The organism is Ancylobacter sp. GW821-FHT10E12, assembly GCF_058809335.1.
The window spans coordinates 196,523-219,246 of record NZ_JBXASN010000006.1 but is presented as its reverse complement, the minus strand read 5'-3'; the positions used below and the strand labels follow the sequence as shown (position 1 = coordinate 219,246).

The following is a 22,724-nucleotide window of genomic DNA, read 5'->3' as shown; positions in this document are numbered from 1 at the left end:
CATCGCCAGCCTCCAAAAGCCAGCGCCGAATTGATGTGCCCGACCCTGGCAGTCCGCCAAAACTTGGTTCACCACCGCAGCCCAGTACCCAATGGTCAAGATTCACCAGCTATTGGCGAGGCCTATCCGTAGGGCCATTCGCCTTTCGCAAACGCATTGATCGCAAGCAGGATGCGCGCAAAACTTTCTGCTGCGCGCGGCACGGTCGACCGTGCCCGCAGATAGCTATGCACTAGACCTGCCTCGGTCACCGCGTGGGCCAGTCCCCCCGCAGCACGGATTCGCGCGGCATAGTCGCTTGCATCGTCGGCCAACGGATCACATTCTGCCGCCACCACGAGCGTCATCGGCAAGCCCATGAAATCCCGATCCTGCAAGGGGGTGACTGTCGGATCGTCCGCGGGGGGCTCCGCCCCGCCATGGCGGATGCGGGCATAGAACACCATATCCGCTGCCGTCAGCATCGGCGCATGAGCATGGATGGCAAAACTGCCGCCCTCGCGTACACCGCCCAATGTCGGATAGATCAGTACCTGTCCTTGGATGCGGAGATCACGGCAGGCATGCACCGCCGCCGCGGCGAGATTACCCCCGGCGCTGTCGCCGACCAGAATCACTGGACCCTCTACCGCGCGCAGCACCGCACAGACATCGTCGAAGGCAGCGGGATGCGCCCATTCCGGCGAGAGCCGGTAGTCGACGGCGATCACCGTCAAGCCGGTCTCGCCGCGAATCTCGGCACAGACATCATCATGGCTGTGTAGGCTGCCCAAGACATAGCCGCCGCCATGCACATAGATCACCGTGGCCGGTCCTGCACCGGGATAGATCCGGCACGGTACGCGGGATATGCTTCGATCCTCCGCGGTCACTCCCTGAGGATAGCCGCGGAAAAAGGCTACGCACATCCGGTCGTAGGAGGCGCGTTGCTCTGTGATAGAAAGGCTTGCGGTATCAGCAGGGTGGAACTCTTCGGTCGCCCGGATGAAGGCCCGGATGGGCGCGTCGAGGAGGAGGTCGTAAGCTGACAGATCGGACATTGGTCAATCTCACTATAGACCGTGGTTCCGGCAACCACCTTAGGGACGTGTTCCACGCTGAGCCGGTCCCCAAGCGGGCACATCGTCTGCGCAACTGCGGCATGAGAAGAGATCTCCTGTCGGCGGCGCGGCAAACCTCCGGCGTTGCGGCAATCATGCGATTGCCGCTGCCGAACTAACCCGCAAAGCCGCTGCGTAGACTGCCGGACGGGTGCCCGCGGCACCCGCCGTCACATCATGTGTTCAGAGCTTGGCGCTCGCCAGGAACTCGGTGGCGACCTGCTCCACGGATTTCTTCTCGACCTCGACCTCTCCGTTCAGCTTCTGCATGGTGGTGTCATCGAGCTGGGTCGACACCGCTTCCAGCGTCGGCTTCAGGTCGGGATGCGCGTCGAGCACCTGCTTTCTCACCACGGGGACGAGCGCGTAATTGGGAAAGTAGCCCTTGTCGTCGGTGAGGACGGTCAAGTTCATCGCGGCGATGAGGCCGTCCGTCGCGGCAGAGGCGATGACGTCGAGGTCGCCATTGCCCAGCGCTTTGTAGGCGAGGCCGAGATCCATCGGCTTCAGTTGAGCACGGGCGACCTCGAAGCCATAGGCTTTCTGCAGCCCGATCAGCCCGTCGTCGCGCTTGGGAAATTCGGCGGTGGTCCCCATCATGATCGACGTGCCGGCCTTGTAGGCGGCCGCGAGATCCGACACGGTCTTCATGCCGTCGGTCTTCGGATTGCCCTTGCGCACCGTCATCGCATAGGTGTTGTTGGCCCTGGAGGGAGCGAGCCACACCAACCCCTTCTCGCCGTCGACCTGCCGGACCCGCTCATAAGTCGCTTCGGGGCTGAGCTTCTCGGTGATCTTGTTGAAGATGATCAGCGAGGTGCCGGTGTATTCCCAATAGAGGTCGACCTCGCCATTCTCCAGTGCCGCGCGCACGATCTTCGTGCCCATGCCGTCCTTCTTGCTGACGGTGTAGCCCTTCTTGGCCAGCAACTGGCTTGTGATCTCGGCGATGATCAGCTGCTCGGTGAAGTCCTTGCCGCCGACCGTGATGGTGTCGGCGAGGACGATGCCGCTGCCGAGCGCCAGCGCCAGGGCCGTGATCGCGATTTTTCGGAGTGTCCCGAATGTGTTCATGTTGGACTCCTCTGGTCTTTGTCGTTATCGCAGTGGATTGATGCCCCGCGGCACCAGGACGTATTGGAGACGTCCGATGCAGAAATCCGTCAGCACGGCCATCAGTGCGGTCGGGATGGCCCCGGCCAGCATCATGGGCAGTTCGTCGAGGGCGATTCCCGTGAAGATGAGCTCGCCCAGCCCGCCGGCGCCAATGAGGAACGCCAGCGGCGCAGTGCCGACGCAGATCGCCAGCGCGGTGCGGATGCCGCCGAAGATGATGAAGAGCGCGTTGGGCAGTTCGACGCGCCAGAAGACCTGCGTCGGGGTCATCCCCATGCCGCGGGCGGCGTCGAGCAGATGTTCCGGCACGCTGCGCAGTCCGGCATAGGTGTTGCGGACGATGGGTAGCAACGTCACCGCCCATAGGCCAAAGATCGCCGGCCGATAGCCGATGCCGAGCCAGGTCATCGAAAGAGCGAGCACCGCGAGGGTCGGAATTGTCTTGCCCAGATTGAAGACCTGGAGGATCGCCTCCGCTACCGGGCGGCAGAACGGCCGCGACACCAGGGCGCCGATGCACACGCCGGTCACCGCCGCCAACAGCCCGGCGGTGCTGACGAGTATCAGGTGCTGGACGACGAGATAGGCGACATCCTCGCGGTAGCTGGCGATGTCGGCCATGAGCCCGCTGTGCCAGAGCCAGAAGGCGACGAGTGCGGCGATGAGCAGCCAGATGGCGGGAAGGCTCCAGCGGCCCGGCCGGATGCTCGCCGGCGCCGCGGCATCCGCGGCGGCGGGGTCGAACGACCGGTTCTCGATTGTGGTCATTCCCCGTCTCCCCGACGCGCGAGCGCCGTGATGATCGAGCGCAGGCCGAGCGTGCCGACCAGGCGCCCCTCCGCATCGACGCAGGGCAGGACCGGCATGTCGTTGGCGAGGATCAGCGCGGCGGCGTTGCGCAGGTCGGCGGTCTCGACGATCTGGATTCCGCTATGCCGCGCGCAGTCGCCGGCGCGTCCCACCGTGCCCGCCACCAGCTGCGGCGTGACGATGCCCAGCGGCCGGCCGTGCTCGTCCACCACTGTCATGCTCGCCGCGCCCGAGGCCCGCAGCTGGGCCAGAGCCTCGGAAGCCGACGTCGCTGCCGCCAGCCCAGCCGATTCGTCGCTCGTGCCTGCGCGCGTCATGGCCTCGCGCACCCGGAGGAGTTTGAGGCGCTTCAGCGCCCGGTCGGTGCCGAGAAAATCCTCCACGAAGCTGTTGGCGGGACGGGCGAGCAAATGCGTGGGGCTGGCGAACTGCTCGAGCCGGCCGCTGCGGAAGATGGCGATTTTGTCCGCCATCTTCACGGCCTCGTCGAGATCGTGCGAGACGAAGATGATGGTCTTGCGCAGCGTCTGCTGCATGCGCAGGAACTCGTCCTGGATCGCCTCGCGCGCGATCGGGTCGATGGCGCCGAACGGCTCGTCCATCAACATCAGCGGCGGATCGGCCGCCAGCGCGCGGATGACGCCGACACGCTGCTGTTGCCCGCCGGAAAGTTCGCGCGGATAGCGGCTCATGAAGGTGGCGGGTGGCAGGCCCACTAGTTCGAGCAGGTCGGCGGCGCGGGCCAGCGCCTTCTTCCGGTTCCATCCGAGCAGGTCGGGAACGACGCAGATGTTCTCCCCCACCGTCTTGTTCGGGAACAGGCCGATCTGCTGGATGACGTAGCCGATCGAGCGGCGCAGCTTGATGGGGTCGATGCGGTCGCTGTCGTCGCCGTTGATGTAGATCTTGCCGCTTGTCGGCTGTATGAGGCGGTTGATCATCCGCATGGTGGTGGTCTTGCCGCAACCGGACGGGCCGAGCAGCACGCAGATCTCCCCGGCGGGCAGTTCGAAGCTCACATCGTCGACCGCTCGGACGAGACCAGCGGGCATGCCGAATGTCTTGGTGAGGTGTTCGAGCCTGATCAATGTGCACTACCTCCCGAAAGGCCACTGGAGGTCAGCGCCCGCTGCACGGCGGCGAGGGTGAGGTCGACCGAGATTGCGAGCAGCGACACGGCCACGGCGCCGGTGATGAGCTGGCGGGAATCCATCTGCGAGATGCCGCGCGAGATGAAGGTACCGAGCCCGCCGGCGCCGATATAGGTCGCGATCGCGGTGATGCCGATGTTCATCACCACCGCGGTTCGGATGCCGGCCATGATCACTGGGAGGGCCAGCGGGATCTCCACCTCCCGCAAGCGGCGCATCGTGCCCATGCCCATCCCGATCGCCGCCTCGCGCAGAGCGGGGTCGACATTGGCGATGGCCGAATAGGTATTGCGGATGATTGGCAGCTGCGAATACAGCACGACCGCGATGACCGCCGGCACGTAGCCGATGCCATGGCCGATCGGCGCCAGAAGTGGGATCATCAGCCCGAACAGCGCGATGGACGGCACGGTGATCATGATCGAGGCGGCGTAGAGGACGATGTCGGCCGCGGCCTTCGACTGGGTGATGGCGATGCCGATCGGCACGGCGGTGACGATGGCGATGCCGACCGCGACCAGCACGATGGACAGGTGCTCAACCGCCCGCGCGCCGATCAGGTCGAGATTGTCGATCATGAAGCTGATGACATCCATGGGGTGCCTCCCGGTTTCCTAAAGGCTGCCATAGAGACGCTCGGCGTCGTCGAATGTGTATTTCAGCGGCACGGATCCCCGGACCTGCCACGCCTTGACGGCCTCCCCCGCCAGCAGCCGGCAGGCGGTGCAGGTATCGACCACGGCGCCGCCATAGAGCCGGTTGGCGAGGTTGAGGATCGCCGCCTGGTGCATCGCTCGTGTGGCGCTGGCGCAGGCGTCCTTGACCAGCACGACGTGCAGGCCACGCGCCACCGCGTCGTTCACGCTCGCGGTCACGCAGGCTTCCGACCACACGCCCGTGACCATCAGCCAGGCGATGTCCCAGTCGGCGAGCTGTCGCGCTGTCTCGGTGGCGCTGAACACGCTGGCGTCGTTCTTGACTATGACGGTCTCGCCATCGAGCGGAGCGACTTCCGGACAGATCGCCGTCGCGGCATCGCCGAGCGCGCTGAAGGCGGAGTGCCCGTCCGGCATCATCGGGTGGAACGGACGCGGGGTACCCTGGCGGGCATCGACCACATATTGCGCGTGGAGTACCGGCATCCCGGCCCGGCGCGCGGCACGTTGCAGGGTCTGCACATTCGCCAGCACGTCATCGAAGTCCTCCACCAGATAACGCGGGTCCCGGCGATGCTCCTCCTGGAGATCGATCGCGAGAAACGCGGCCCTGCGCGGGTCAAGGCTCAACGCTCCTTTCATGAATGGTCTCCCCGATGGTCGGTCGGCATGCGGCAATCCGGGCTGCACGCAAGCTCCGGGATTGTTCGCCGGGCGCATGGGCACTTCCATCAATGTGGTCTGGACCCTGTGCATGAGAGGAATGATGACCAACATGGTCATCATTCCTTGTTTATGAAACCGCAGATTATGTGCGTGATTCCGAAGCCCTGCCGCGAACTGCGCCGTGCTCAAATCCGGGGCACTTCGCCTGCGATCGATTTCCGGCGCCGGATCTCGCCCGGCGGATGGCCAAAATGGCTCCGGAACGAGCGGGTGAAACTCGACGTGTTCTCGAACCCGCAGATCAACGCGACCTCTCCAATCGGCCGCGTGGAATGCGTCAGGAGATGCGCGGCGTGCCGCAGCCGCAGCGCGCGATAGTAGGCGGACGGCGAGGTCTTCACTTCACGCTGGAAGTGCCGTTCCAGCTTGTCGAGGGAGATGCTGAGCTGTCGCGCGATGTCCGCGATGGGCAGGCGTTCCTCGACGGCGCTCTCCATGGCCGCGACCGCGGAGAGCACGAGACCGTCGCGAATGCCGGTGCGCAGACGCAGTTGCAGCATATGGCGATCCGTGTCCGAGCGCAGCCGGCTATGATGATACCAGTCCGCAATATCGGCCGCGAGCGCGGGTCCGTAGTCGGCGGAAATCATCTCCAGCATCATGTCGAGGCTGGCGATACCGCCCGCGGACGTGAAGCGGCTGCGATCGATGACATAGGGCTCCCGCCGCATGTCCAGTCCGGGAAACTGCTCTTGGAAAGCGGGCTGGCTCGTCCAGTGCAACGTACAGGAGAAGCCGTCGAGCAAACCGGAGCGCGCGAGGAAGAAGGCGGCATCGGCAACCGTGCCGATGCTGGCGCCGGCCCTGAGGTTTTTGCGGATCCAGGCCACAGCGTCATTGGCGACGATCTGATCGGCATCGCCGCCGGAGCAGACGACGATGCGGTCGACCATCGGCGCGGTCCGGGCCGGGAAATCCGGCTCGACCCCGATCCGGCTCGAGGAAACGATGCGCTCCTCCCCCAGCCCGACGGTGATCCATGAATAGCACGGCCGGCCGGTGAGGACATTGGCGGCGCGCAAAGGCTCGATCAGCGAGCTGAAGGCCATCAGCGGGAAGCCGCGGAACAGGAGTATGGCGAAACGGATCATCGTGCGAAGAGCTGTTCTTTGGGAGTCGTACTGAGAGATGGACTATCGCCTCGGCAACATCGATGTGCTGCTCTTATCTTAGTCGCTGGCTAGGCGGCGCTGGCGCATCATGCACCCACGCGCCGTGACTAAGCGTCAAGGATCACACTCACGTAGCGACGCCGGTTGCGATCGCGAGATAGGTGAGTCGGCAACCCACAGATGGTCGGGGTCTTCGAAGCTCATGTCCTTGGCGAGGTTGGAAAAGATCGACTGAGGATCATCGCTGTGGATTGTTGCCGTTTAGTATGTCGGTATTTCGGCTGCAGGCCGTGTCTGCGCATCGGACGCTTGATTTCCTTGTGTTTGACAAAGCTACCCAGGAACAGCCGGGACGCGCCGCTAACCAGAGCTAGTCCCGAATCGTGTCCACTCAGAGCCTGAAGGCGATGAGGGCGAACAAGACCGATCTGGACGATGCCGCCGGTCTGGCGGAACTGGCGCGCACCGGCTTCTACAAGGAGGTCCACGTCAAGTCGCCAGCGGCCCATGGCGTGCGCTCGATCCTCACCGCCCGCGGGCATCTGATCGAAGCGCGCGTTCGGCTCGACAACACCATCCGCGGGCTGTGCGCCATCTTCGAGATCAGGCTCGGTATCGGTCAGGGCGAACGCTTCCTGGCACGGATGCGGGAAGCGGTCGCCATTCCGGCCTTGGCGAAGCGGTGGCGTCGCTGCTCCGCGCGCGAGCAGCTGGTCCAAGAGGTCAGGCAGTTGGACCGCCAGCTCAAGGTGATCAGCACGGCCTCTCCTGCCTGCCAGCTTCTGATGAGCGTGGGCGTGCAGACATCGGCCGCGTTCGCGACCGCCATCGGCGACACAACCCGATTCAAGCGTTCACGAATGGCGGGCGCCTATTTGGGCCTGGTTTCACGCTGGCACCAGTCGGGCGAACTGGATTGGACGGGGCGCATCACCAAGCAGGGTGATGCATCGTACGCAAGCTCCTCTACGAAGTGGCCAACTCCACCATGACGCGCACGTCTCAGAGTTTCACCCTCAAGAGTTGGGCGCTCAAGATCGCCGAGCGGCGCGGCTTGCGAAAGGCGTGTGTCGCCCGCGCCAACAGCTTGCGGTCATCATGCACGCCATGCTGCGCGACGGCACTTTGTTCAAGGCCTAACATGAGCTAAGCAAGCTGCACTAGCGGAGAGGCTCTCAAGCTGACCCGATGGCAGCGTCCCGACAGGGAACGCAGGCCGGAGGATCTGCGAAGGTACCGGATCGGCCATCGAGCCCGCTTCGAGTCAAGGCAACGTCCGACCTTGTGAGACCCGATACATGTTCGGCGAGTGCGGACAGATCCTTGAAGTTCTCAAGGGACGACCGCCATGCCGCCCCAAATTGCAGATCCATAGCCTAGCCACAACCTAGGGCGGCACTCCACTCGGCGCTCGGTGACGGGACGTCGGTTCCCGAAAGGCACGTACGCTGCCTGGGTCATTTTCAGGTAGGCACTAGGCGGAACGTCCGCTTACTGACCTTATGTCAACGTCCGTTTCGGGGCGCTAGGCGAACGTCCTGTATCGAGGCGCGGTCCGTGGCCCTCTTTGGCAACATCACAATGTTTCCTGATGATGCCTGAGCTTCTATAATGGGGGCGACCAAGTTCGGTAGTGCCATATGCAATTGCCCATCCGCGCCATCTTGGTGTTTCACACCGCCGCGCGGCTCGGCAGCGTTTCCAAGGCGGCCGAGGAGTTGAGCGTCACGCCGTCCGCCGTGAGTCAGCAGATTCTGGCGCTGGAAACCCAACTCGGCCTGACCCTGATGAGCAAGGTCGGGCGCCGCATCGTGCATACCGAGGCCGGAGAGCGTTATTTCTCCACTATCACAGACGAGGTCGAGCGCATCGCGGAGGCGACCAATCTTATTCGCGGCTACCGCACGGTGACCACACTCACCGTGCGCGCGACGCCGACGCTCTCCAACAAATGGCTGCTGCCGCGGCTCGGTGCCTTTCTCGACCGCAACCCGGATCTTGAGATGCGCATCGATGGCACCAACGAGCCGACGAACTTCAAGCGCGAAGTGGTCGATGTTGAGATACGCCACGGCGATGGCCGCTGGCCCGGCCTCAGTTGGCGGTAGCGTGGGAATATTTCTACTGCCCACCGGTGCATGTCGTCGTGGAAGCGGTAGGTTTCGTGTGCGTTGCAGTCAAACGTCTGCAATCCGGACGCATTCCAATCTCCGCAATTGGCGCCTCGCCAGCATCGCCCGATAGCTGCCGCCAACCCGACGCGTCCATAGTCAGGCGACATTATCGACGGAGTTTTCATTCGGCAGTATTGTGGCGAATGAATATCTGCCGGGACGCATGGTGCAGCCTCGAGGCTCGTTGTCTGAACTGAGGATTACCTGCGCACGGTGAACGGAGTGAGATGATCCCCATGCTTATGGGTTCCTGTCATTGCGGTGCCGCTCACTGGAGCTTTGAGGGCGATCCGGGCCCGGCGACGGCTTGCAACTGCACGCTCTGTCGCCGCTATGGCGCGCTCTGGGCATATGATTATGGGGACGAGCGCATTCGGGTCTCGGGGCCGAGTGCTGTCTATGCGCGCGCGGGCAAGGCCCATCCGACGCTCGAAATCCACTTCTGTCCGACGTGCGGTTGCGTGCTTTGCTGGCGCGGCCTGCACCTCGAATCCGATGGGCGCCGCCGTGTCGCCGTCAATCTCCGGCTCGCGCCACCGGAAGCGGTTGCCGACCTCCCAATCGACCATTTCGACGGCCTCAACGCGTTCGACGACCTGCCGCGCGACGGCCGCTGCGTGCGCGACCTCTGGTTCTAGCTTGGTGAGTCTTGAGGCGTCGTCATAGACCTCTCATCTCCCCGCGTCAGCGAACCAGATCGTTTCGTAGGATGGGGTGCCGTTAGGCGATGCCGGATAGTCGATGTGCACAGCGAGCGGTTCGCCAATCCCAGTGGCCAGCGTGCGAGCACCGGATGACAAATGCCGATCTCGGCGAGACCATGAATCGTGGTCCACTGCTTCTGAGCAGGCAGATCTGGTCTAGCAATTACCCGTTAATGAGCAACGTTAGTTTCGCCGTTCTCCTGTATTTGCACGCCACGGCCCTACTACGATCGAAACTTGTTGAACCACCCTGATTTCTGGCTCTCTTAATCATCCCCGCCGGAGCGGGGGCCGATGGCGACTTCTCACCTCAAGTCCGAGGCGATCCTGCGCGGCGCGCGCATGCTGCGCACCGCGCTTGGTCCTGCCATTGCCCGGCTGCTCGAGGACAGTGGCGTCGTCGAGGTCATGCTCAACCCCGACGGCAAGATCTGGATCGACCGTCTCTCGGAAGGCTTGTCCGACACCGGCGAGCGCCTGTCCCCCGCTGACGGCGAGCGCATCGTGCGCCTCGTTGCGCACCATGTCGGCACTGAGGTTCACGCCGGCGCGCCGCGCGTCTCCGCCGAGCTGCCGGAAACCGGCGAGCGGTTCGAGGGGCTGCTGCCGCCGGTGGTGACCGGTCCGACCTTCGCGATCCGCAAGCCCGCCGTCAGCGTGTTCAGCCTCGACGACTACGTCGCCGCCAAAATCATGTCAGCAGACCAGGCGAAGACGCTGCAAAACGCAGTTGCCGAGCGCCGAAACATCCTCGTCGCCGGCGGGACGAGCACCGGCAAGACCACGCTGACCAACGCGCTGCTCGCCGAGGTCGCCAAGACCGCCGACCGCGTCGTGCTGATCGAAGACACGCGCGAACTCCAATGCACGACGCCCAATCTGGTCGCGCTGCGCACCAAGGACGGCGTCGCCACCCTGTCCGATCTGGTCCGCTCGTCGCTGCGGCTGCGCCCGGACCGCATCCCCATCGGCGAGGTGCGCGGCGCCGAGGCGCTCGATCTCGTCAAAGCCTGGGCGACGGGCCATCCCGGCGGCGTCGGCACGATCCACGCCAGCACCGGTATCGGCGCGCTGCGTCGTCTCGAGCAACTGATTCAGGAAGCCGTCATCACGGTGCCGCGTGCCCTGATCGCCGAGACCATCGATCTCATCGCCGTCCTCTCCGGCCGCGGCGCATCGCGCCGGCTTGTCGAGCTCGCCCGCGTCGAGGGACTCGGCCGGGGCGGCGACTACCTCATCATGCCCATCACCACCACAGACCAACCGGGAGATCCCTCATGATTCAGCGCGTACGCCACATCCACCGCCACGCTGTCACCGCCGCTTCCGCTCTGCTCGCCAGCGCCATGCTGGCTTCGTCCGCCCATGCCGCGGGTTCGTCGATGCCATGGGAACAGCCGCTCGATCAGATCCTGCAGTCGATCGAGGGGCCGGTGGCCAAGATTGTCGCCGTCATCATCATCATCGTGACCGGACTCACTTTGGCCTTCGGCGACACGTCCGGCGGCTTCCGGCGCCTCATCCAGATCGTCTTCGGCCTGTCGATTGCCTTTGCGGCAAGCTCGTTCTTCCTCAGCTTCTTCAGCTTTGGCGGTGGGGTGGTCATCTGATGACCGCGCTGATCGAACGCGCCGTCGAGGTGCCGGGCTTCTCCGTTCCCGTCCACCGCGCACTGACCGAGCATATCCTGCTCGGCGGCGCCCCGCGCAGCATCGCCATCCTCAACGGCACGCTCGCGGCCGTGCTCGGCCTCGGCCTGCGGCTCTGGCTGGTCGGCCTCGCACTCTGGGCGGTCGGGCATGTCGCGGCGGTGTGGGCGGCCCGGCGCGACCCGATGTTCGTCGAAGTCACGCGGCGCCATCTGCGCATTCCCGGTCACCTCTCGGTCTGAGCCGGAGCGCACAGCCATGATGCATCTCGCCGAGTATCGTCGCACCGCCAGCCGGCTCGCCGACTTCCTACCCTGGGCGGCCCTCGTCGGCGACGGGGTGGTGCTGAACAAGGACGGCAGCCTCCAGAGGTCGGCGCGTTTTCGCGGCCCGGACCTCGACAGTGCCGTGCCCGCCGAGCTCGTCGCCATCGCCGCCAGGCTCAACAATGCCTTTCGGCGTCTCGGCTCCGGCTGGGCGATCTTCGTCGAGGCGCAGCGCCACCCCGTCGGCCGCTATCCCGACAGCCAGTTCCCCGACAGCGCTTCTGCGCTCGTTGAGGTCGAGCGCAAGGCCGACTTCGAGGAGGCGGGCAGTCATTTCGAAACGAGCTATGTCCTCACCATCGCGTTCCTGCCGCCGGCGGATGACGCGACCCGCACCGAGACGTGGCTCTATGAGGGGCACGAGCGTTCCGGCGTCGATCCTCACGAACTCCTGCGCTCCTTCGTCGACCGGACCAGCCGTGTCCTCCAGCTCCTCGAAGGCTTCATGCCCGAGTGCCGCTGGCTCGATGACAGCGAGACGCTGACCTATCTGCATTCCTGCGTCTCGACCAAGCGCCACCGCGTCCGCGTCCCCGAGACGCCGATGTATCTCGACGCGCTCGTGGCCGACGAACCGCTGACCGGCGGGCTCGCACCAATGCTGGGCAAGGCGCACCTGCGCATCCTCACCATCGTCGGCTTCCCGAGCGCCACCACGCCGGGGATTCTCGACGAGCTCAACAAGCTGGCCTTCGCCTATCGCTGGAGCACGCGGGCGATCCTGCTCGACAAGACCGACGCCACCCGGCTGCTCACCCGAATCCGCCGGCAGTGGTTCGCCAAACGCAAGTCGATCGCCGCGATCCTCAAGGAAGTCCTCACCAACGAGGCCTCGGTCCTGGTCGACACCGATGCCGCAAACAAGGCGGCCGATGCGGACCTTGCTTTGCAGGAACTCGGAGCGGATTTCGCCGGTGAAGCCTATGTCACGGCAACCGTCACGGTCTGGGACAAGGACCCGCGCCTCGCCGACGAGAAACTTCGCCTCGTCGAGAAGGTCATCGAGGGCCGCGACTTCACCTGCATCATCGAGACCATCAATGCGGTCGACGCCTGGCTCGGCACCTTGCCCGGACATCTCTACGCCAATGTCCGCCAGCCGCCGGTCTCGACCCTCAACCTCGCCCACATGATCCCCTTGAGCGCCGTGTGGGCGGGGCCGGAACGGGACGAGCACTTCGACGCTCCCCCCTTGCTGTTCGGCAAGGCCGACGGCTCGACCCCGTTCCGGCTGTCGCTTCACGTCGGCGATGTCGACCACACCCTCGTCGTCGGTCCGATCGGCGCCGGCAAGTCCGTCCTGCTCGCGCTGATGAGCCTGCAGTTCCGGCGCTATGAACGCGCGCAGATCTTCGCCTTCGACTTCGGCGGCAGCATCAGGGCGGCCGCGCTCGCCATGCGCGGCAGCTGGCACGACCTCGGTGGAAGGTTGAGCGAGGGCGCTACCGACTCCGTCTCGCTTCAGCCGCTTGAGCGCATTCATGAGGTTCCCCAACGCGCCTGGGCAGCGGACTGGCTGGTTGCGATCCTCGCCCGCGAAGGCGTGCCGATCACACCCGAGCTCAAGGAGCATCTCTGGTCCGCCCTGACCTCACTCGCCTCCGCACCGGTCGGCGAGAGGACCATCACCGGCCTGACGGTCCTGCTTCAGTCCAACTACCTCAAGCAGGCGCTCCAGCCCTACTGCGTCGGCGGCGCCTATGGTCGCCTGCTCGATGCCGAAGCCGAACAGCTCGGGCGTGAAACCGTGCAGGCCTACGAGACCGAGGGATTGCTCGGGACCGGCGCCGCACCAGCGGTTCTCGCCTATCTCTTCCATCGCATTGCCGACCGTCTGGATGGACGGCCGACCCTGATCATCGTCGACGAGGGCTGGCTGGCGCTGAGCGATCCCGCCTTCGCCAGGCAGCTCACCGAGTGGCTGGTCACGCTGCGCAAGAAGAACGCCAGCGTCGTCTTCGCAACTCAATCCCTCGCGCAGATCGAGAAAAGCGCGGTCGCCGCGGAGATCATCGACAGCTGCCACACGCGCATTCTGCTGCCGAACGATCGCGCCATCGAGCCGCAGATGAGCGCGATCTACCGCAAGTTCGGCCTCAACGATCGGCAGATCGAGATCCTCGCCAGGGCAATCCCGAAACGGGACTACTACTGCCAGAGCCGGCGCGGCAACCGGCTGTTCGAGCTCGGCCTGTCCGAGGTGGCGCTCGCGCTCTGCGGCGCCTCCTCCAAGGAGCATCAGGCGTTGATCGCGGAGGTCTTCGCCCGCGCCGGCCGCGATCGCTTCCTCGAAGAGTAGCTCGCTGCGAGTTCGCTCGCCTGGGCGGCCGATCTGATCCCCGACCTCACCAATGTCATCCCGCCACCCGAGCCGGAGGCCCAGCCATGATCTTCAATCGTTCGCACGCGTGTATGGCACTGGTCGCCAGCGCGCTCTTGTCCGCTCCCACCATCCTGTCGACGCTCGTGGCCGTTCCGGCGCACGCCCTGATCGTTTTCGACCCCTCGAACTATGCGCAGAACGTGCTCACCGCGGCGCGCGCGCTCGAGCAGATCACCAACCAGATAACCAGCCTGCAGAATGAAGCGCAGATGCTGATCAACCAGGCCCGTAACCTCGCGAGCCTGCCATACTCTGCGCTCCAGCAGCTGCAGCAGTCGGTGCAGCACACCCAGCAGCTGCTTCAGCAGGCGCAGAACATCGCCTTCGACGTCCAGCAGGTCGATCAGGCGTTCCAGAAGACCTACGGCAATGTCTCCCTGTCGGCGACCGATCAGCAACTTATCGCCGATGCACGATCCCGCTGGCAGAACACGGTCGGCGGCCTTCAGGATGCCATGCGCGTGCAAGCCGGCGTCGTCGGCAACATCGATTCCAATCGCGCCGAGATGTCCACCCTGATCGGCTACAGCCAGGGCGCGACGGGCGCGCTTCAGGCGACGCAGGCCGGCAACCAGCTCCTGGCGCTCCAGGCACAACAGCTTGCCGACCTGACGGCGCTCATCGCCGCCAACGGACGCGCACAGATGCTCACCGAGGCCGAGCGCGCAGCGGCCGCCGACCAGGGCCGCGAACAGCGACGCCGCTTCCTCACGCCGGGCAACGCCTATCGGCCCGGCAACGCCCGGATGTTCAACAATTGAGGGCTCGACGATGGACGGCAAGATGCTGGCCCGGCTGGGTGTCGTCGTCTTCATTGCGTGTGCGGTCACCGCGGCCGTGGTCGAGATGACCCGCAAGGAGGATGCGCCGCCATCGTCCACGGCCGCACGTCTTCCGGAGCCTTCGCGCGACCTGCTGCGCGAGAGCCAGCGCTGGTGCCAGCAACTCGGCGAAGCCGCCGCCAGCAACTCCGAATGCCTGCGCGTCTGGGCCGAGACCCGTGACCGCTTTCTCGGCCGTCGCACCATGCCGGCTCATTCCGGCGAAGGGCGGTGAGCCATGGGCGGCACTGGCGTCATCGATAATTTTCTCGGCGTCTTCACCTCCTACATCGACTCAGGCTTCGGCCTGCTCGGCGGCGAGGTGGCCTTCATCGCCAGCACCCTCATCGTCATCGACGTGACCCTGGCGGCACTGTTCTGGAGCTGGGGCGCCGATGACGACATCATCGCACGGCTGGTGAAGAAGATGCTGTTCGTCGGTGTCTTCGCCTATCTGATCTCCAACTGGAACAGCCTCGCCAAGATCGTCTTCGACAGCTTCGCCGGGCTCGGCCTGAAGGGATCGGGTACCAGCTTCACGACGGCGGATCTCCTGCGCCCTGGCAAGGTGGCGCAGACCGGCCTCGACGCCGCCCGGCCGCTGCTCGAATCCATCTCCGACCTGATGGGCTGGATCGCCTTCTTCGAGAACTTCATCCAGATCGCCTGCCTGCTGTTCGCCTGGGCCCTCGTGCTCCTCGCGTTCTTCATATTGGCGGTGCAGCTCTTCGTGACGCTCATCGAATTCAAGTTGAGCACCCTGGCCGGGTTCGTCCTGATCCCGTTCGGCCTGTTCGGCAAGACCGCCTTCATGGCCGAACGGGTGCTCGGCAACGTCATCTCATCCGGCATCAAGGTGCTGGTGCTCGCCGTCGTCATCGGCATCGGCAGCACCTTGTTCTCGCAGTTCACGGCCGGTTTCGGCGGCCAGACGCCGACCATCGACGACGCCATGGCGGTCGTGCTCGCCGCGCTCTCGCTGCTCGGTCTTGGCATTTTCGGTCCTGGCATCGCGAACGGACTGGTGAGCGGCGGCCCGCAGCTCGGCGCCGGTGCTGCTGTCGGCACCGGATTGGCCGTCGGCGGCGCCGCGCTCGTCGCTGGAGGAGCGGCGGGGCTCGCCGCGAAGGGAGGAGCGGCGGCGCTCTCGGGAGGGGCCGCCGCCGTGGGGGGCGGAGCCGGCGCGGCCGGCGCCGCTTCCGCGGCCTACAGCCTCGGATCGATGGGCCAGTCCGGGACGGCCAGTGTCGCTTCCGGTCTCGGTGGCGTCGCCCGTGCGGCGGGGTCCGCCGCCTCCTCGCCGCTCCGGCGTGCCGCCGCGCAGGCTGCGGAAGGAGTCAGATCCAGCTTCTCCGGAGGGACCACAGGCGCGTTCAGCGTGACCGGCGGCTCGTCGACCATGGGGACCATCGGTGGTCACGCTGCTGCCGCCGATGATGCTTCCCACGCCGGCGCTGGTTCCCCCACGGCCTCTCGCGACACGCCACCCGCCTGGGCCCAGCGCATGAAACGCAGCCAGTCCATGAGCCACGGCGTCTCGGCCGTCGCCCACGCCGTCCGCTCCGGCGACAGCCATGGCAGCGGCTCCTCCATCAATCTTTCCGGGAACGACTGACCATGAGCTTCTTCAGGCGACCGTCCACCCATTACGGCAAGGCCCCGGAGCCGGAAACGCCCTATCAGCGCGCCGGTCAGGTCTGGGACGAGCGGATCGGCTCGGCCAGGGTACAGGCCCGGAACTGGCGCCTTATGGCCTTCGGCTCGCTGGCTCTGGCGGGTGGCTTCGCCGCCGCGCTCGTCGAGCAGTCCGCCCGCGGCACGATCGTCCCATGGGTGGTTCAGGTGGACCAGCTCGGCCAGGCGCAGGCCGTTGCGCCAGCCGCGGCCGATTATCGCCCGACCGATCCGCAGACGGCGTGGCATCTGGCGCGCTTCATCGAGCAGGTCCGCTCGATCCCGGCCGACGCCATCGTCGTGCGGCAGAATTGGCTCCGGGCATATGAGTTCACCACCGATCGCGGCGCAGCGGCGCTCAATGATTTTGCAAGGTCGAACGACCCCTTCACCAGGGTCGGCAAGCAGCAGGTCGCTGTCGACGTGTCGTCGGTCATCCGCGCCTCGCCGGATTCATTCCGCATCGCCTGGACCGGGCGCCACTTTGAGAACGGCCAACTCTCCGGCACGCAGCGCTGGACGGCCATCCTCACCATTGTGGTGCAGCCGCCGCGCGACGCCGAAAAACTCCGGGCGAACCCGCTCGGCATCTATGTGAACGCCATCAACTGGTCGAGGGAGCTGGGGCAATGAGCGCCGCTTGCCGCGATGCCGGAAAGCCGGCCTTCCGTAAATCCGTATCGGACCTCGCCAGCGGTTCTCCCTCTTTCCGTACATCCGGCGCGGCACTTCTGCTGTGCTCGACGCTCGCGCTCGCCGGCTGTGCAGCGAGCAAGCCGCCACAGATCAGCTACGATGCCGATGTGCCGCCACTGCCCTCTGTGCCGGCCGCCGTCACGGACGATCGCCCTTGGCCTCTGCACACTCCGCCGGCCTGGATGCCGGGCCGGGGCGGAGCCGCCGCGAGCGCACCGACGGCCCGGGTTCAGAATGCCAATGCCGCCGCTCGTGTCGAGCCGCGCCGGGAGGGCTATTACAACGCCATCCAGATCTATCCCTGGAGCGACGGTGCGCTCTATCAGGTCTATGCCGCCGTCGGGCAGATCACTGACATCGCGCTGGAGGCCGGCGAGAGTCTGACCGGCGCAGGCCCGATCGCCGCCGGCGACACCGCCCGCTGGATCATAGGCGACACTGAGAGCGGCAGCGGCGTCACGCGCCGCGTGCATGTCCTAGTCAAGCCGACCCGCACCGACATCACCACCAACCTGGTCATCACCACCGACCGGCGCACCTATATGCTCGAGCTGCGTTCGGGCGAAACCCCCTATATGCCGGCCGTCGCTTGGGCCTATCCGCAATTGCCGGCCTCGCTGCGGCAGGCGATGCCGGCCACGCCGATAATCCCCGCCGTCGCGGCGCGGAACTACCGCTACGGCCTCACCGGCGACACTCCGCCGTGGCGGCCGGTCTCGGTCTATGACGACGGCCGGCGGGTCTATGTCGAGTTCCCGCGCGGCATCGTGCAGGGCGAGATGCCGCCCATCTTCGTCATCGGTTCCAATGGCGAGTCGCAGATCGTCAACAGCCGGATCCATCAGAACATCCTGATCGTCGACCGGCTCTTCGGCGCCGCGGAGCTGCGCCTCGGCAGCGGCGACCGCCAGCAGACGGTGCGCATCGCCCGAACTGACGGAAGGCCAGCATGATGAGCGAAAACGAAGCCCGCAACGGCAACCCCGACGGTGCCGACACGGCCGCCCTCGGGTCGGCCACTGACACGGCATCTCCCATGCGACTGCGCACCGAGCCGCCACGCGTGACCCGACTGTCCCGCAAGGTGCTCACCGGCATCGGCATCGTCGCATCGCTCGGCGTCAGCGGAGCGCTCATCTATGCGCTCCGAGCACCCGATGCGAACACGGGCGCAGAGGAGCTTTACTCCACCGACAATCGTGCCACAGCTGAAGGCATCGCCGGCCTGCCGCGCGACTATACCGGACCGATCCTCGGCCCCGCTCTGCCCGGCGATCTCGGCAGGCCCATCCTCAACGCTCAGAACCGCGGCCAGCCGGTCGTGCCTCCGAGCATGCCGGCGGCTACGGTCGATCCGGAGGAGCAACGCCGCCTGGCCGAGGAGGAGGCCGCGCGCACCAGTCGTGTCTTCTTCCAGACCCAGGCGAGGATCGCGACCACCTCGGCGACCGGTAGCGGTGCCGCGACGTCGAATCTCACGAGCCTTGGTCTTCCAGGCCAATTGGGTACCCCGTCGGCGCAGGATCGGCACGTCGCCTTTATCAATGCCGCCGTCGATCGGCGCACCGTCGCACCTGATCGCGTCACGGCGCCGGCGTCACCCTATGTGCTTCAGGCAGGCGCGGTGATCCCGGCGGCGCTCATCACCGGTATCCGCTCCGATCTGCCCGGACAGATCACCGCCCAGGTCACCGAACACATCTACGACAGCCCGACCGGACGGACGCTGTTGGTCCCGCAAGGCACCCGCATCATCGGCGAATACAGCAACGATGTCGGCTTCGGCCAGCGCCGGGTATTGCTGGTCTGGAACCGCCTGATCTTCCCGAACGGCCGGTCGATCGTTCTCGAGCGCCAGCCGGGCGCAGATACGCAGGGCTATGCCGGGCTGGAGGACGGGGTCGATTTTCATTGGTGGGAACTGGCCAAAGCGGCAGGCCTTTCCACGCTGCTCAGTGTCGGTGCCGAGCTTGCCATCGACGACGAGGACCGGCTGATCCGTGCCATCCGGGATGGCGCCCAGGACACCATCAACGATGCCGGCCAGGAAATCGTCCGCCGCCAGCTCAATGTCGCTCCGACATTGACGATACGGCCGGGGTTCCCGGTTCGGGTCATCGTTACCCGCGATCTGATGCTCGAACCCTATGGAGGCTCATGATGGCTAAGCTGAAGCTCGGTCCCATTGCCGACGACAAACCCGTCAAGATCACGGTGGAATTGCCCGCAGCGCTGCACCGGGATCTCGCCGCCTACGGGGAAATCCTCGGTCGGCAACAAGGCTGCGCCGCCATCGAACCAGAGAAGCTGATCGCACCAATGTTGGAGCGATTCATGTCAACCGATCGCGGTTTCGTAAAGGCTCGGCGTTCGGTTCTTCAGGCCGCGCAATCCCCTCTAAAAGATCTGGCGAGCCATTCCTGAGCAGGCAGGCGGCGCATTTTTTCGAAAGGGTCTTTGCCAGACTCAGAAGTCGGCGAAATGCAGGATTGTCATTTCTGGGCGACCACACCGCACAGACGGGCAACACTGCCCCTGAAAGTGGTCGAAACGCCACGCCTGGAAAGCGTGCTGAAACCGTCGCCTCGCTGGTGAGGGTCAGGCTCTGGCCCAGGGCGACGATGTTCAAGATCGTGTCTCGGTAGACTGCCTGCCGCTCAATGCTTGGGGGATGACCCAACTTGGTCAGGTTTTTCGCTAGATAGTCGTGGATCTCTGGCCCCGGCGCGGCCGCGCTGACGACGAAGTGCCGCTCACGAAGCTCCTCCCATTCGATCTCTTCGCGACTTACCAACTCGTCAGACATCGACATCGCGACGTAGACACGCTCATTCCACAGATGAGCAATGTCGCAACCCTCGGACGGCGATGGTCCCGGTAAAAAGGCAACGTCGAGACGATGTTGCAGGATCGCGGGCATATGATCAGCCGGACCACCCTCAATGAAATCGAGGCGTACCCCAGCGTGTTCCGCATCGTAGGCTTGGAAGAGGCTGATGAGGAAGTCGGAAGCCAGCGGTGAAAACAATCCAATTCGTACTATTCCCTCCTTGCCACGTCCGATGTCACTGACATCCTTCGCAGCATCGGCCACCTGGCTCGTCACCCGACGAGCGCGGCGGACGAATTGTTCGCCAGCATAGGTGAGGCGCACACCACTCCGTTCGCGAATGAACAAAGCCGCGCCCAACTCGTCTTCCAGATCGCGAACCCGACGACTGATTGCTGATTGACCGACGCCTAAAGCCGTGGCCGCACGCCGGAAGCTTCCTTGCTCGGCGGCGGCAAGAACATAGCGAAGATACCGAAGCTAGATTTCCAATATTACTTCCTGCTTACCCTTTGACACGACAGATTTGGACCAATATACGATCCGGAAGAGCAACCTTAGAGCTGCTCGTAATAAGGCATCGAAGCTGTCGTTAGTTGAAAATTACCTGTACGTCCGTATATTCATGCAACCCTTCTTCAGCAAATGAAGCTCCAAGGCCGGATTGCTTCACGCCAGCCATTGGAGCATTGGGCTGAATGGCCCCATGCTTGTTGATCCATACGGACCCCGTCTGCAGGCGCAAGGCAAGCGACCGCGCCAACTCGATATCCTTGCTCCAAACCGAGCCACCGAGGCCGTTAGGGTTGTCATTGGCGCGCTCCACAACTTCTTCGACATCGGAATAGCGAATGATCGGCAGCACAGGGCCGAACTGCTCCTCGTCCACCAGCAAGGCGCCATTGTCGAGGTCGGCGATCAGGGTGGGGGAGTAGAACAGCGAATTTTCAGCCGTCGTGTGTCGATCGCCGAGGAGGACGCGACCTCCGCGCGCCTTGGCATCCTCGACCAATCGCACGACCTTGTCGAACTGAGCGCGATTCTGGATCGGACCGAGGGCACTCGCCTCGTCGAGGCCGTTGCCGACTGGAACGTTGCGGGCGTAATTCACAAGTTCCGTGCAGACCTCTTCATAAATGTCATCGTGAACATAGAGCCGCTTCAGCGCCGCGCAGGTCTGCCCATTGTTGATAAAGGCACCCCAGAACAGACCTTCAGCAATCTCGCGGGGAGCACAATCGGGCAACACGATTCCGGCATCATTGCCACCAAGTTCGAGCGTCAGGCGCTTCAATGTGGCGGCGGCACTGCTCATGATTTTCTTACCGGTGAGGCTTGAACCGGTAAAGGCGATCTTCCCGATGCCGGGGTGTGTTGACATCGCCACACCAACCTCGTTCTCCCCGGCGACGCAGCTCACGACGCCGGGCGGCAAGACCTCGTTGATCAATTCGACGATGCGGATCGTCGCCAGCGGGGTATAAGGCGACGGCTTGACCACGATCGTATTGCCGGCGCGAATGGCCGGGATGATGTGCCATATGGCGATCATCACCGGGAAGTTCCACGGCGTGATCGAGCCCACGACGCCAATTGGCCTCCGGTACAATTCCACCCGTCCGGCATTGTCGTCCTGAAGCACTTTCGGTCTAAGCTGGAGATCCGCGGTATAATGGGCCCAGGCTTGAGCCCCACCGATCTCCCAGCGTGACCCGAGCCCGTTCAAGGGTTTGCCCTGCTCAAGGGTGACGAGCCGGGCGAGTTCTTCAGCGTGTGCGGAAATCTTGTCGGCAACCGCATGACATGCGGCCGCGCGATCGGCATCGGACGTCGCACTCCAGCCGGAGAAGGCGGTGGCCGCCGCCGCGACGGCGTCGTCGAGGTCCTGTAGCGTGGCCCTCGGGGCAAGTCCGACGACTGCTCCATCTGCAGGATTATGGACTTCGAAATGATCCTGCGCCGGGCGGGCTTTTCCGGCGACGATCAGCGGGAATGATTGTACCGTCATTTATGCACTCCGCCTCATGTTGCGAGCAATATTGCCCGACCCGGATTAGAACCGATAAGTAACACCGGCCATGATGAGCCACGGATCAAGGTCGATCTTCGCGGTCGCCGGGGCGCCGCCCACGGTTCCCGTTGCATCGGTGTCCAGGAAGATCTTCTTCACGTCGATGAATGTTCCCCAATGCTCGTCGAAGTCGCTTTCGATGCCCGCCTGAAGCACGAAGCCGAAGGCATTATCGACCTTCAGGTTCTTGACCGCCTTGTCTTTCTCATTCCACACGAGCGTATAGTTGACGCCGGCTCCGACATAAGGCTTGAAGAGCGGCCCGAAATTGGTGAAATGGTAGTGGGCCGAAAGCACGGCCGGCCCGTAGGTGACCCGTCCGAGATCCGTTCCTGCGAGCGGACCAGTTCCCGTGAGGGTCGTGCTTGGAGGAATGCCGGCAGTGAGCGAGACGGCGAAGTTTTCGGTGAATCGATAGCCGATCTCGAATCCGACCGTGAAATTGTCGTCGGCCAGGGCACTTGCCCCAGGGACCGGCTGACCACCGACACCGATGCGCGCACTTTCGTCGAAGACGACGCCTATCGGGCCGACGTGAAGGTACCACGGCAGAAAGGGCGTCGGCGCCGAGGCGGTGGGCGCCAGATCGGCAGCAAGGCAGTTGCCGGAGAGGCCAAGGGACAGCGCGGCAGCAAGAAGATATTTCGTCATTTTTCCCCCCAATCTGTTCAGCCAGGCCGCGGCGATGCGCCGTGGCGAGCCATGCACGAACGGTTTTCGGGTGC

Annotated in this window: 22 protein-coding genes and 3 pseudogenes; 14 read left to right on the top strand and 11 right to left on the bottom strand. The window is 64.6% G+C overall.

The window, feature by feature from the left end; translation table 11 throughout:
- Nucleotides 1-122: 122 nt before the first annotated feature.
- The 7 genes from AC1RU4_RS10290 to AC1RU4_RS10260 all read right to left on the bottom strand — a co-directional run bounded on the left by AC1RU4_RS10290 (nucleotide 123) and on the right by AC1RU4_RS10260 (nucleotide 6,650).
- Entirely contained in the window at nucleotides 123-1,040 is a 918-nt protein-coding gene (locus tag AC1RU4_RS10290) for an alpha/beta hydrolase (RefSeq protein WP_492890972.1), read from the bottom strand.
- A gap of 243 nt (nucleotides 1,041-1,283) precedes the next feature.
- Nucleotides 1,284-2,174 (bottom strand): glycine betaine ABC transporter substrate-binding protein, encoded by an 891-nt coding sequence (locus AC1RU4_RS10285; protein ID WP_492890971.1) that lies wholly within the window; start codon nucleotides 2,172-2,174, stop codon nucleotides 1,284-1,286.
- Nucleotides 2,175-2,198: 24 nt separating this feature from the next.
- Entirely contained in the window at nucleotides 2,199-2,984 is a 786-nt protein-coding gene (locus AC1RU4_RS10280; RefSeq protein WP_492890970.1) for an ABC transporter permease, read from the bottom strand.
- The gene (locus tag AC1RU4_RS10275; protein ID WP_492890969.1) at nucleotides 2,981-4,114 is read right to left on the bottom strand and encodes an ABC transporter ATP-binding protein; all 1,134 of its coding nucleotides are present in this window, start codon (nucleotides 4,112-4,114) and stop codon (nucleotides 2,981-2,983) included. Before AC1RU4_RS10275 ends, AC1RU4_RS10280 begins: the two co-directional genes overlap by 4 nt.
- Nucleotides 4,111-4,773: an ABC transporter permease gene (locus AC1RU4_RS10270; RefSeq protein WP_492890967.1), complete on the bottom strand. Its 663-nt coding sequence runs from the start codon at nucleotides 4,771-4,773 to the stop codon at nucleotides 4,111-4,113. The genes AC1RU4_RS10275 and AC1RU4_RS10270 overlap by 4 nt, the downstream gene beginning before the upstream one ends.
- 18 nt (nucleotides 4,774-4,791) lie before the next feature.
- A complete protein-coding gene (locus tag AC1RU4_RS10265; RefSeq protein WP_492891058.1) occupies nucleotides 4,792-5,475 on the bottom strand; it encodes an isochorismatase family protein in 684 nt (227 codons plus the stop codon).
- A gap of 209 nt (nucleotides 5,476-5,684) precedes the next feature.
- Complete coding sequence (locus AC1RU4_RS10260; RefSeq protein ID WP_492890966.1) at nucleotides 5,685-6,650, bottom strand: GlxA family transcriptional regulator; 966 nt, start codon at nucleotides 6,648-6,650, stop codon at nucleotides 5,685-5,687.
- 428 nt (nucleotides 6,651-7,078) lie between these two features.
- Between AC1RU4_RS10260 and AC1RU4_RS10255 the strand changes: the two genes are divergently transcribed.
- From AC1RU4_RS10255 to AC1RU4_RS10190, 14 genes and pseudogenes are all read left to right on the top strand, one after another.
- Entirely contained in the window at nucleotides 7,079-7,663 is a 585-nt protein-coding gene (locus AC1RU4_RS10255) for a transposase (RefSeq protein ID WP_492890965.1), read from the top strand.
- Nucleotides 7,664-8,311: 648 nt separating this feature from the next.
- Nucleotides 8,312-8,767, top strand: a pseudogene (locus tag AC1RU4_RS10250) (LysR family transcriptional regulator); the annotation flags it as partial.
- Nucleotides 8,768-9,081: 314 nt separating this feature from the next.
- On the top strand, nucleotides 9,082-9,483 hold the full coding sequence (locus AC1RU4_RS10245) for a GFA family protein (RefSeq protein ID WP_492891057.1): 402 nt from the start codon (nucleotides 9,082-9,084) through the stop codon (nucleotides 9,481-9,483).
- A 360-nt stretch (nucleotides 9,484-9,843) separates the two neighbouring features.
- A complete protein-coding gene (trbB, locus tag AC1RU4_RS10240) occupies nucleotides 9,844-10,830 on the top strand; it encodes a P-type conjugative transfer ATPase TrbB (RefSeq protein WP_492890964.1) in 987 nt (328 codons plus the stop codon).
- Complete coding sequence (locus tag AC1RU4_RS10235) at nucleotides 10,827-11,159, top strand: TrbC/VirB2 family type IV secretion system protein (RefSeq protein ID WP_492890963.1); 333 nt, start codon at nucleotides 10,827-10,829, stop codon at nucleotides 11,157-11,159. The genes trbB and AC1RU4_RS10235 overlap by 4 nt, the downstream gene beginning before the upstream one ends.
- Nucleotides 11,159-11,440 (top strand): VirB3 family type IV secretion system protein, encoded by a 282-nt coding sequence (locus AC1RU4_RS10230; RefSeq protein ID WP_492890962.1) that lies wholly within the window; start codon nucleotides 11,159-11,161, stop codon nucleotides 11,438-11,440. Before AC1RU4_RS10235 ends, AC1RU4_RS10230 begins: the two co-directional genes overlap by 1 nt.
- Nucleotides 11,441-11,456: 16 nt before the next feature.
- Nucleotides 11,457-13,913 (top strand): annotated as a pseudogene (trbE, locus tag AC1RU4_RS10225) (conjugal transfer protein TrbE).
- The gene (gene trbJ / locus AC1RU4_RS10220; RefSeq protein WP_492890961.1) at nucleotides 13,910-14,668 is read left to right on the top strand and encodes a P-type conjugative transfer protein TrbJ; all 759 of its coding nucleotides are present in this window, start codon (nucleotides 13,910-13,912) and stop codon (nucleotides 14,666-14,668) included. The pseudogene trbE and the gene trbJ overlap by 4 nt, the downstream one beginning before the upstream one ends.
- Nucleotides 14,669-14,678: 10 nt before the next feature.
- Nucleotides 14,679-14,963 carry a putative entry exclusion protein TrbK-alt gene (trbK-alt, locus tag AC1RU4_RS10215; protein WP_492890960.1) on the top strand — a complete coding sequence of 95 codons (285 nt, stop codon included), beginning with the start codon at nucleotides 14,679-14,681 and terminating at the stop codon, nucleotides 14,961-14,963.
- Nucleotides 14,964-14,966: 3 nt separating this feature from the next.
- Nucleotides 14,967-16,343 carry a P-type conjugative transfer protein TrbL gene (trbL, locus tag AC1RU4_RS10210; protein ID WP_492890959.1) on the top strand — a complete coding sequence of 459 codons (1,377 nt, stop codon included), beginning with the start codon at nucleotides 14,967-14,969 and terminating at the stop codon, nucleotides 16,341-16,343.
- Between the two features lie 2 nt (nucleotides 16,344-16,345).
- Nucleotides 16,346-17,035, top strand: coding sequence for a conjugal transfer protein TrbF (gene trbF / locus AC1RU4_RS10205; RefSeq protein ID WP_492890958.1), 690 nt, complete (start codon nucleotides 16,346-16,348; stop codon nucleotides 17,033-17,035).
- Nucleotides 17,032-18,051: a P-type conjugative transfer protein TrbG gene (trbG, locus tag AC1RU4_RS10200; RefSeq protein ID WP_492890957.1), complete on the top strand. Its 1,020-nt coding sequence runs from the start codon at nucleotides 17,032-17,034 to the stop codon at nucleotides 18,049-18,051. Before trbF ends, trbG begins: the two co-directional genes overlap by 4 nt.
- The gene (locus AC1RU4_RS10195) at nucleotides 18,051-19,259 is read left to right on the top strand and encodes a TraB/TrbI/VirB10 family type IV secretion system protein (RefSeq protein WP_492891056.1); all 1,209 of its coding nucleotides are present in this window, start codon (nucleotides 18,051-18,053) and stop codon (nucleotides 19,257-19,259) included. Before trbG ends, AC1RU4_RS10195 begins: the two co-directional genes overlap by 1 nt.
- Entirely contained in the window at nucleotides 19,259-19,522 is a 264-nt protein-coding gene (locus tag AC1RU4_RS10190) for a DUF2274 domain-containing protein (RefSeq protein ID WP_492890956.1), read from the top strand. The genes AC1RU4_RS10195 and AC1RU4_RS10190 overlap by 1 nt, the downstream gene beginning before the upstream one ends.
- On the opposite strand, the gene AC1RU4_RS10185 is transcribed toward AC1RU4_RS10190, so the two are convergent.
- The 4 genes and pseudogenes from AC1RU4_RS10185 to AC1RU4_RS10170 all read right to left on the bottom strand — a co-directional run bounded on the left by AC1RU4_RS10185 (nucleotide 19,431) and on the right by AC1RU4_RS10170 (nucleotide 22,650).
- Nucleotides 19,431-20,192, bottom strand: coding sequence for a LysR family substrate-binding domain-containing protein (locus tag AC1RU4_RS10185; protein ID WP_492891055.1), 762 nt, complete (start codon nucleotides 20,190-20,192; stop codon nucleotides 19,431-19,433). The genes AC1RU4_RS10190 and AC1RU4_RS10185 overlap by 92 nt on opposite strands.
- A 48-nt stretch (nucleotides 20,193-20,240) precedes the next feature.
- Nucleotides 20,241-20,396, bottom strand: a pseudogene (locus AC1RU4_RS10180) (helix-turn-helix domain-containing protein); the annotation flags it as partial.
- Between the two features lie 124 nt (nucleotides 20,397-20,520).
- Nucleotides 20,521-21,936, bottom strand: coding sequence for an aldehyde dehydrogenase family protein (locus AC1RU4_RS10175; protein WP_492890955.1), 1,416 nt, complete (start codon nucleotides 21,934-21,936; stop codon nucleotides 20,521-20,523).
- A gap of 45 nt (nucleotides 21,937-21,981) precedes the next feature.
- On the bottom strand, nucleotides 21,982-22,650 hold the full coding sequence (locus tag AC1RU4_RS10170) for an OmpW/AlkL family protein (RefSeq protein WP_492890954.1): 669 nt from the start codon (nucleotides 22,648-22,650) through the stop codon (nucleotides 21,982-21,984).
- Between the last annotated feature and the right edge of the window lie 74 nt (nucleotides 22,651-22,724).

Excerpts from the sequence above, each read along its gene's own strand:
- AC1RU4_RS10290 (WP_492890972.1), bottom strand. The coding sequence starts at position 1,040 with ATGTCCGATCTGTCAGCTTACGACCTCCTCCTCGACGCGCCCATCCGG.
- AC1RU4_RS10285 (WP_492890971.1), bottom strand. The coding sequence starts at position 2,174 with ATGAACACATTCGGGACACTCCGAAAAATCGCGATCACGGCCCTGGCG.
- AC1RU4_RS10280 (WP_492890970.1), bottom strand. The coding sequence starts at position 2,984 with ATGACCACAATCGAGAACCGGTCGTTCGACCCCGCCGCCGCGGATGCC.
- AC1RU4_RS10270 (WP_492890967.1), bottom strand. The coding sequence starts at position 4,773 with ATGGATGTCATCAGCTTCATGATCGACAATCTCGACCTGATCGGCGCG.
- AC1RU4_RS10265 (WP_492891058.1), bottom strand. The coding sequence starts at position 5,475 with ATGAAAGGAGCGTTGAGCCTTGACCCGCGCAGGGCCGCGTTTCTCGCG.
- AC1RU4_RS10260 (WP_492890966.1), bottom strand. The coding sequence starts at position 6,650 with ATGATCCGTTTCGCCATACTCCTGTTCCGCGGCTTCCCGCTGATGGCC.
- AC1RU4_RS10255 (WP_492890965.1), top strand. The coding sequence starts at position 7,079 with ATGAGGGCGAACAAGACCGATCTGGACGATGCCGCCGGTCTGGCGGAA.
- AC1RU4_RS10245 (WP_492891057.1), top strand. The coding sequence starts at position 9,082 with ATGCTTATGGGTTCCTGTCATTGCGGTGCCGCTCACTGGAGCTTTGAG.
- trbB (WP_492890964.1), top strand. The coding sequence starts at position 9,844 with ATGGCGACTTCTCACCTCAAGTCCGAGGCGATCCTGCGCGGCGCGCGC.
- AC1RU4_RS10235 (WP_492890963.1), top strand. The coding sequence starts at position 10,827 with ATGATTCAGCGCGTACGCCACATCCACCGCCACGCTGTCACCGCCGCT.
- AC1RU4_RS10230 (WP_492890962.1), top strand. The coding sequence starts at position 11,159 with ATGACCGCGCTGATCGAACGCGCCGTCGAGGTGCCGGGCTTCTCCGTT.
- trbJ (WP_492890961.1), top strand. The coding sequence starts at position 13,910 with ATGATCTTCAATCGTTCGCACGCGTGTATGGCACTGGTCGCCAGCGCG.
- trbK-alt (WP_492890960.1), top strand. The coding sequence starts at position 14,679 with ATGGACGGCAAGATGCTGGCCCGGCTGGGTGTCGTCGTCTTCATTGCG.
- trbL (WP_492890959.1), top strand. The coding sequence starts at position 14,967 with ATGGGCGGCACTGGCGTCATCGATAATTTTCTCGGCGTCTTCACCTCC.
- trbF (WP_492890958.1), top strand. The coding sequence starts at position 16,346 with ATGAGCTTCTTCAGGCGACCGTCCACCCATTACGGCAAGGCCCCGGAG.
- trbG (WP_492890957.1), top strand. The coding sequence starts at position 17,032 with ATGAGCGCCGCTTGCCGCGATGCCGGAAAGCCGGCCTTCCGTAAATCC.
- AC1RU4_RS10195 (WP_492891056.1), top strand. The coding sequence starts at position 18,051 with ATGAGCGAAAACGAAGCCCGCAACGGCAACCCCGACGGTGCCGACACG.
- AC1RU4_RS10190 (WP_492890956.1), top strand. The coding sequence starts at position 19,259 with ATGGCTAAGCTGAAGCTCGGTCCCATTGCCGACGACAAACCCGTCAAG.
- AC1RU4_RS10175 (WP_492890955.1), bottom strand. The coding sequence starts at position 21,936 with ATGACGGTACAATCATTCCCGCTGATCGTCGCCGGAAAAGCCCGCCCG.
- AC1RU4_RS10170 (WP_492890954.1), bottom strand. The coding sequence starts at position 22,650 with ATGACGAAATATCTTCTTGCTGCCGCGCTGTCCCTTGGCCTCTCCGGC.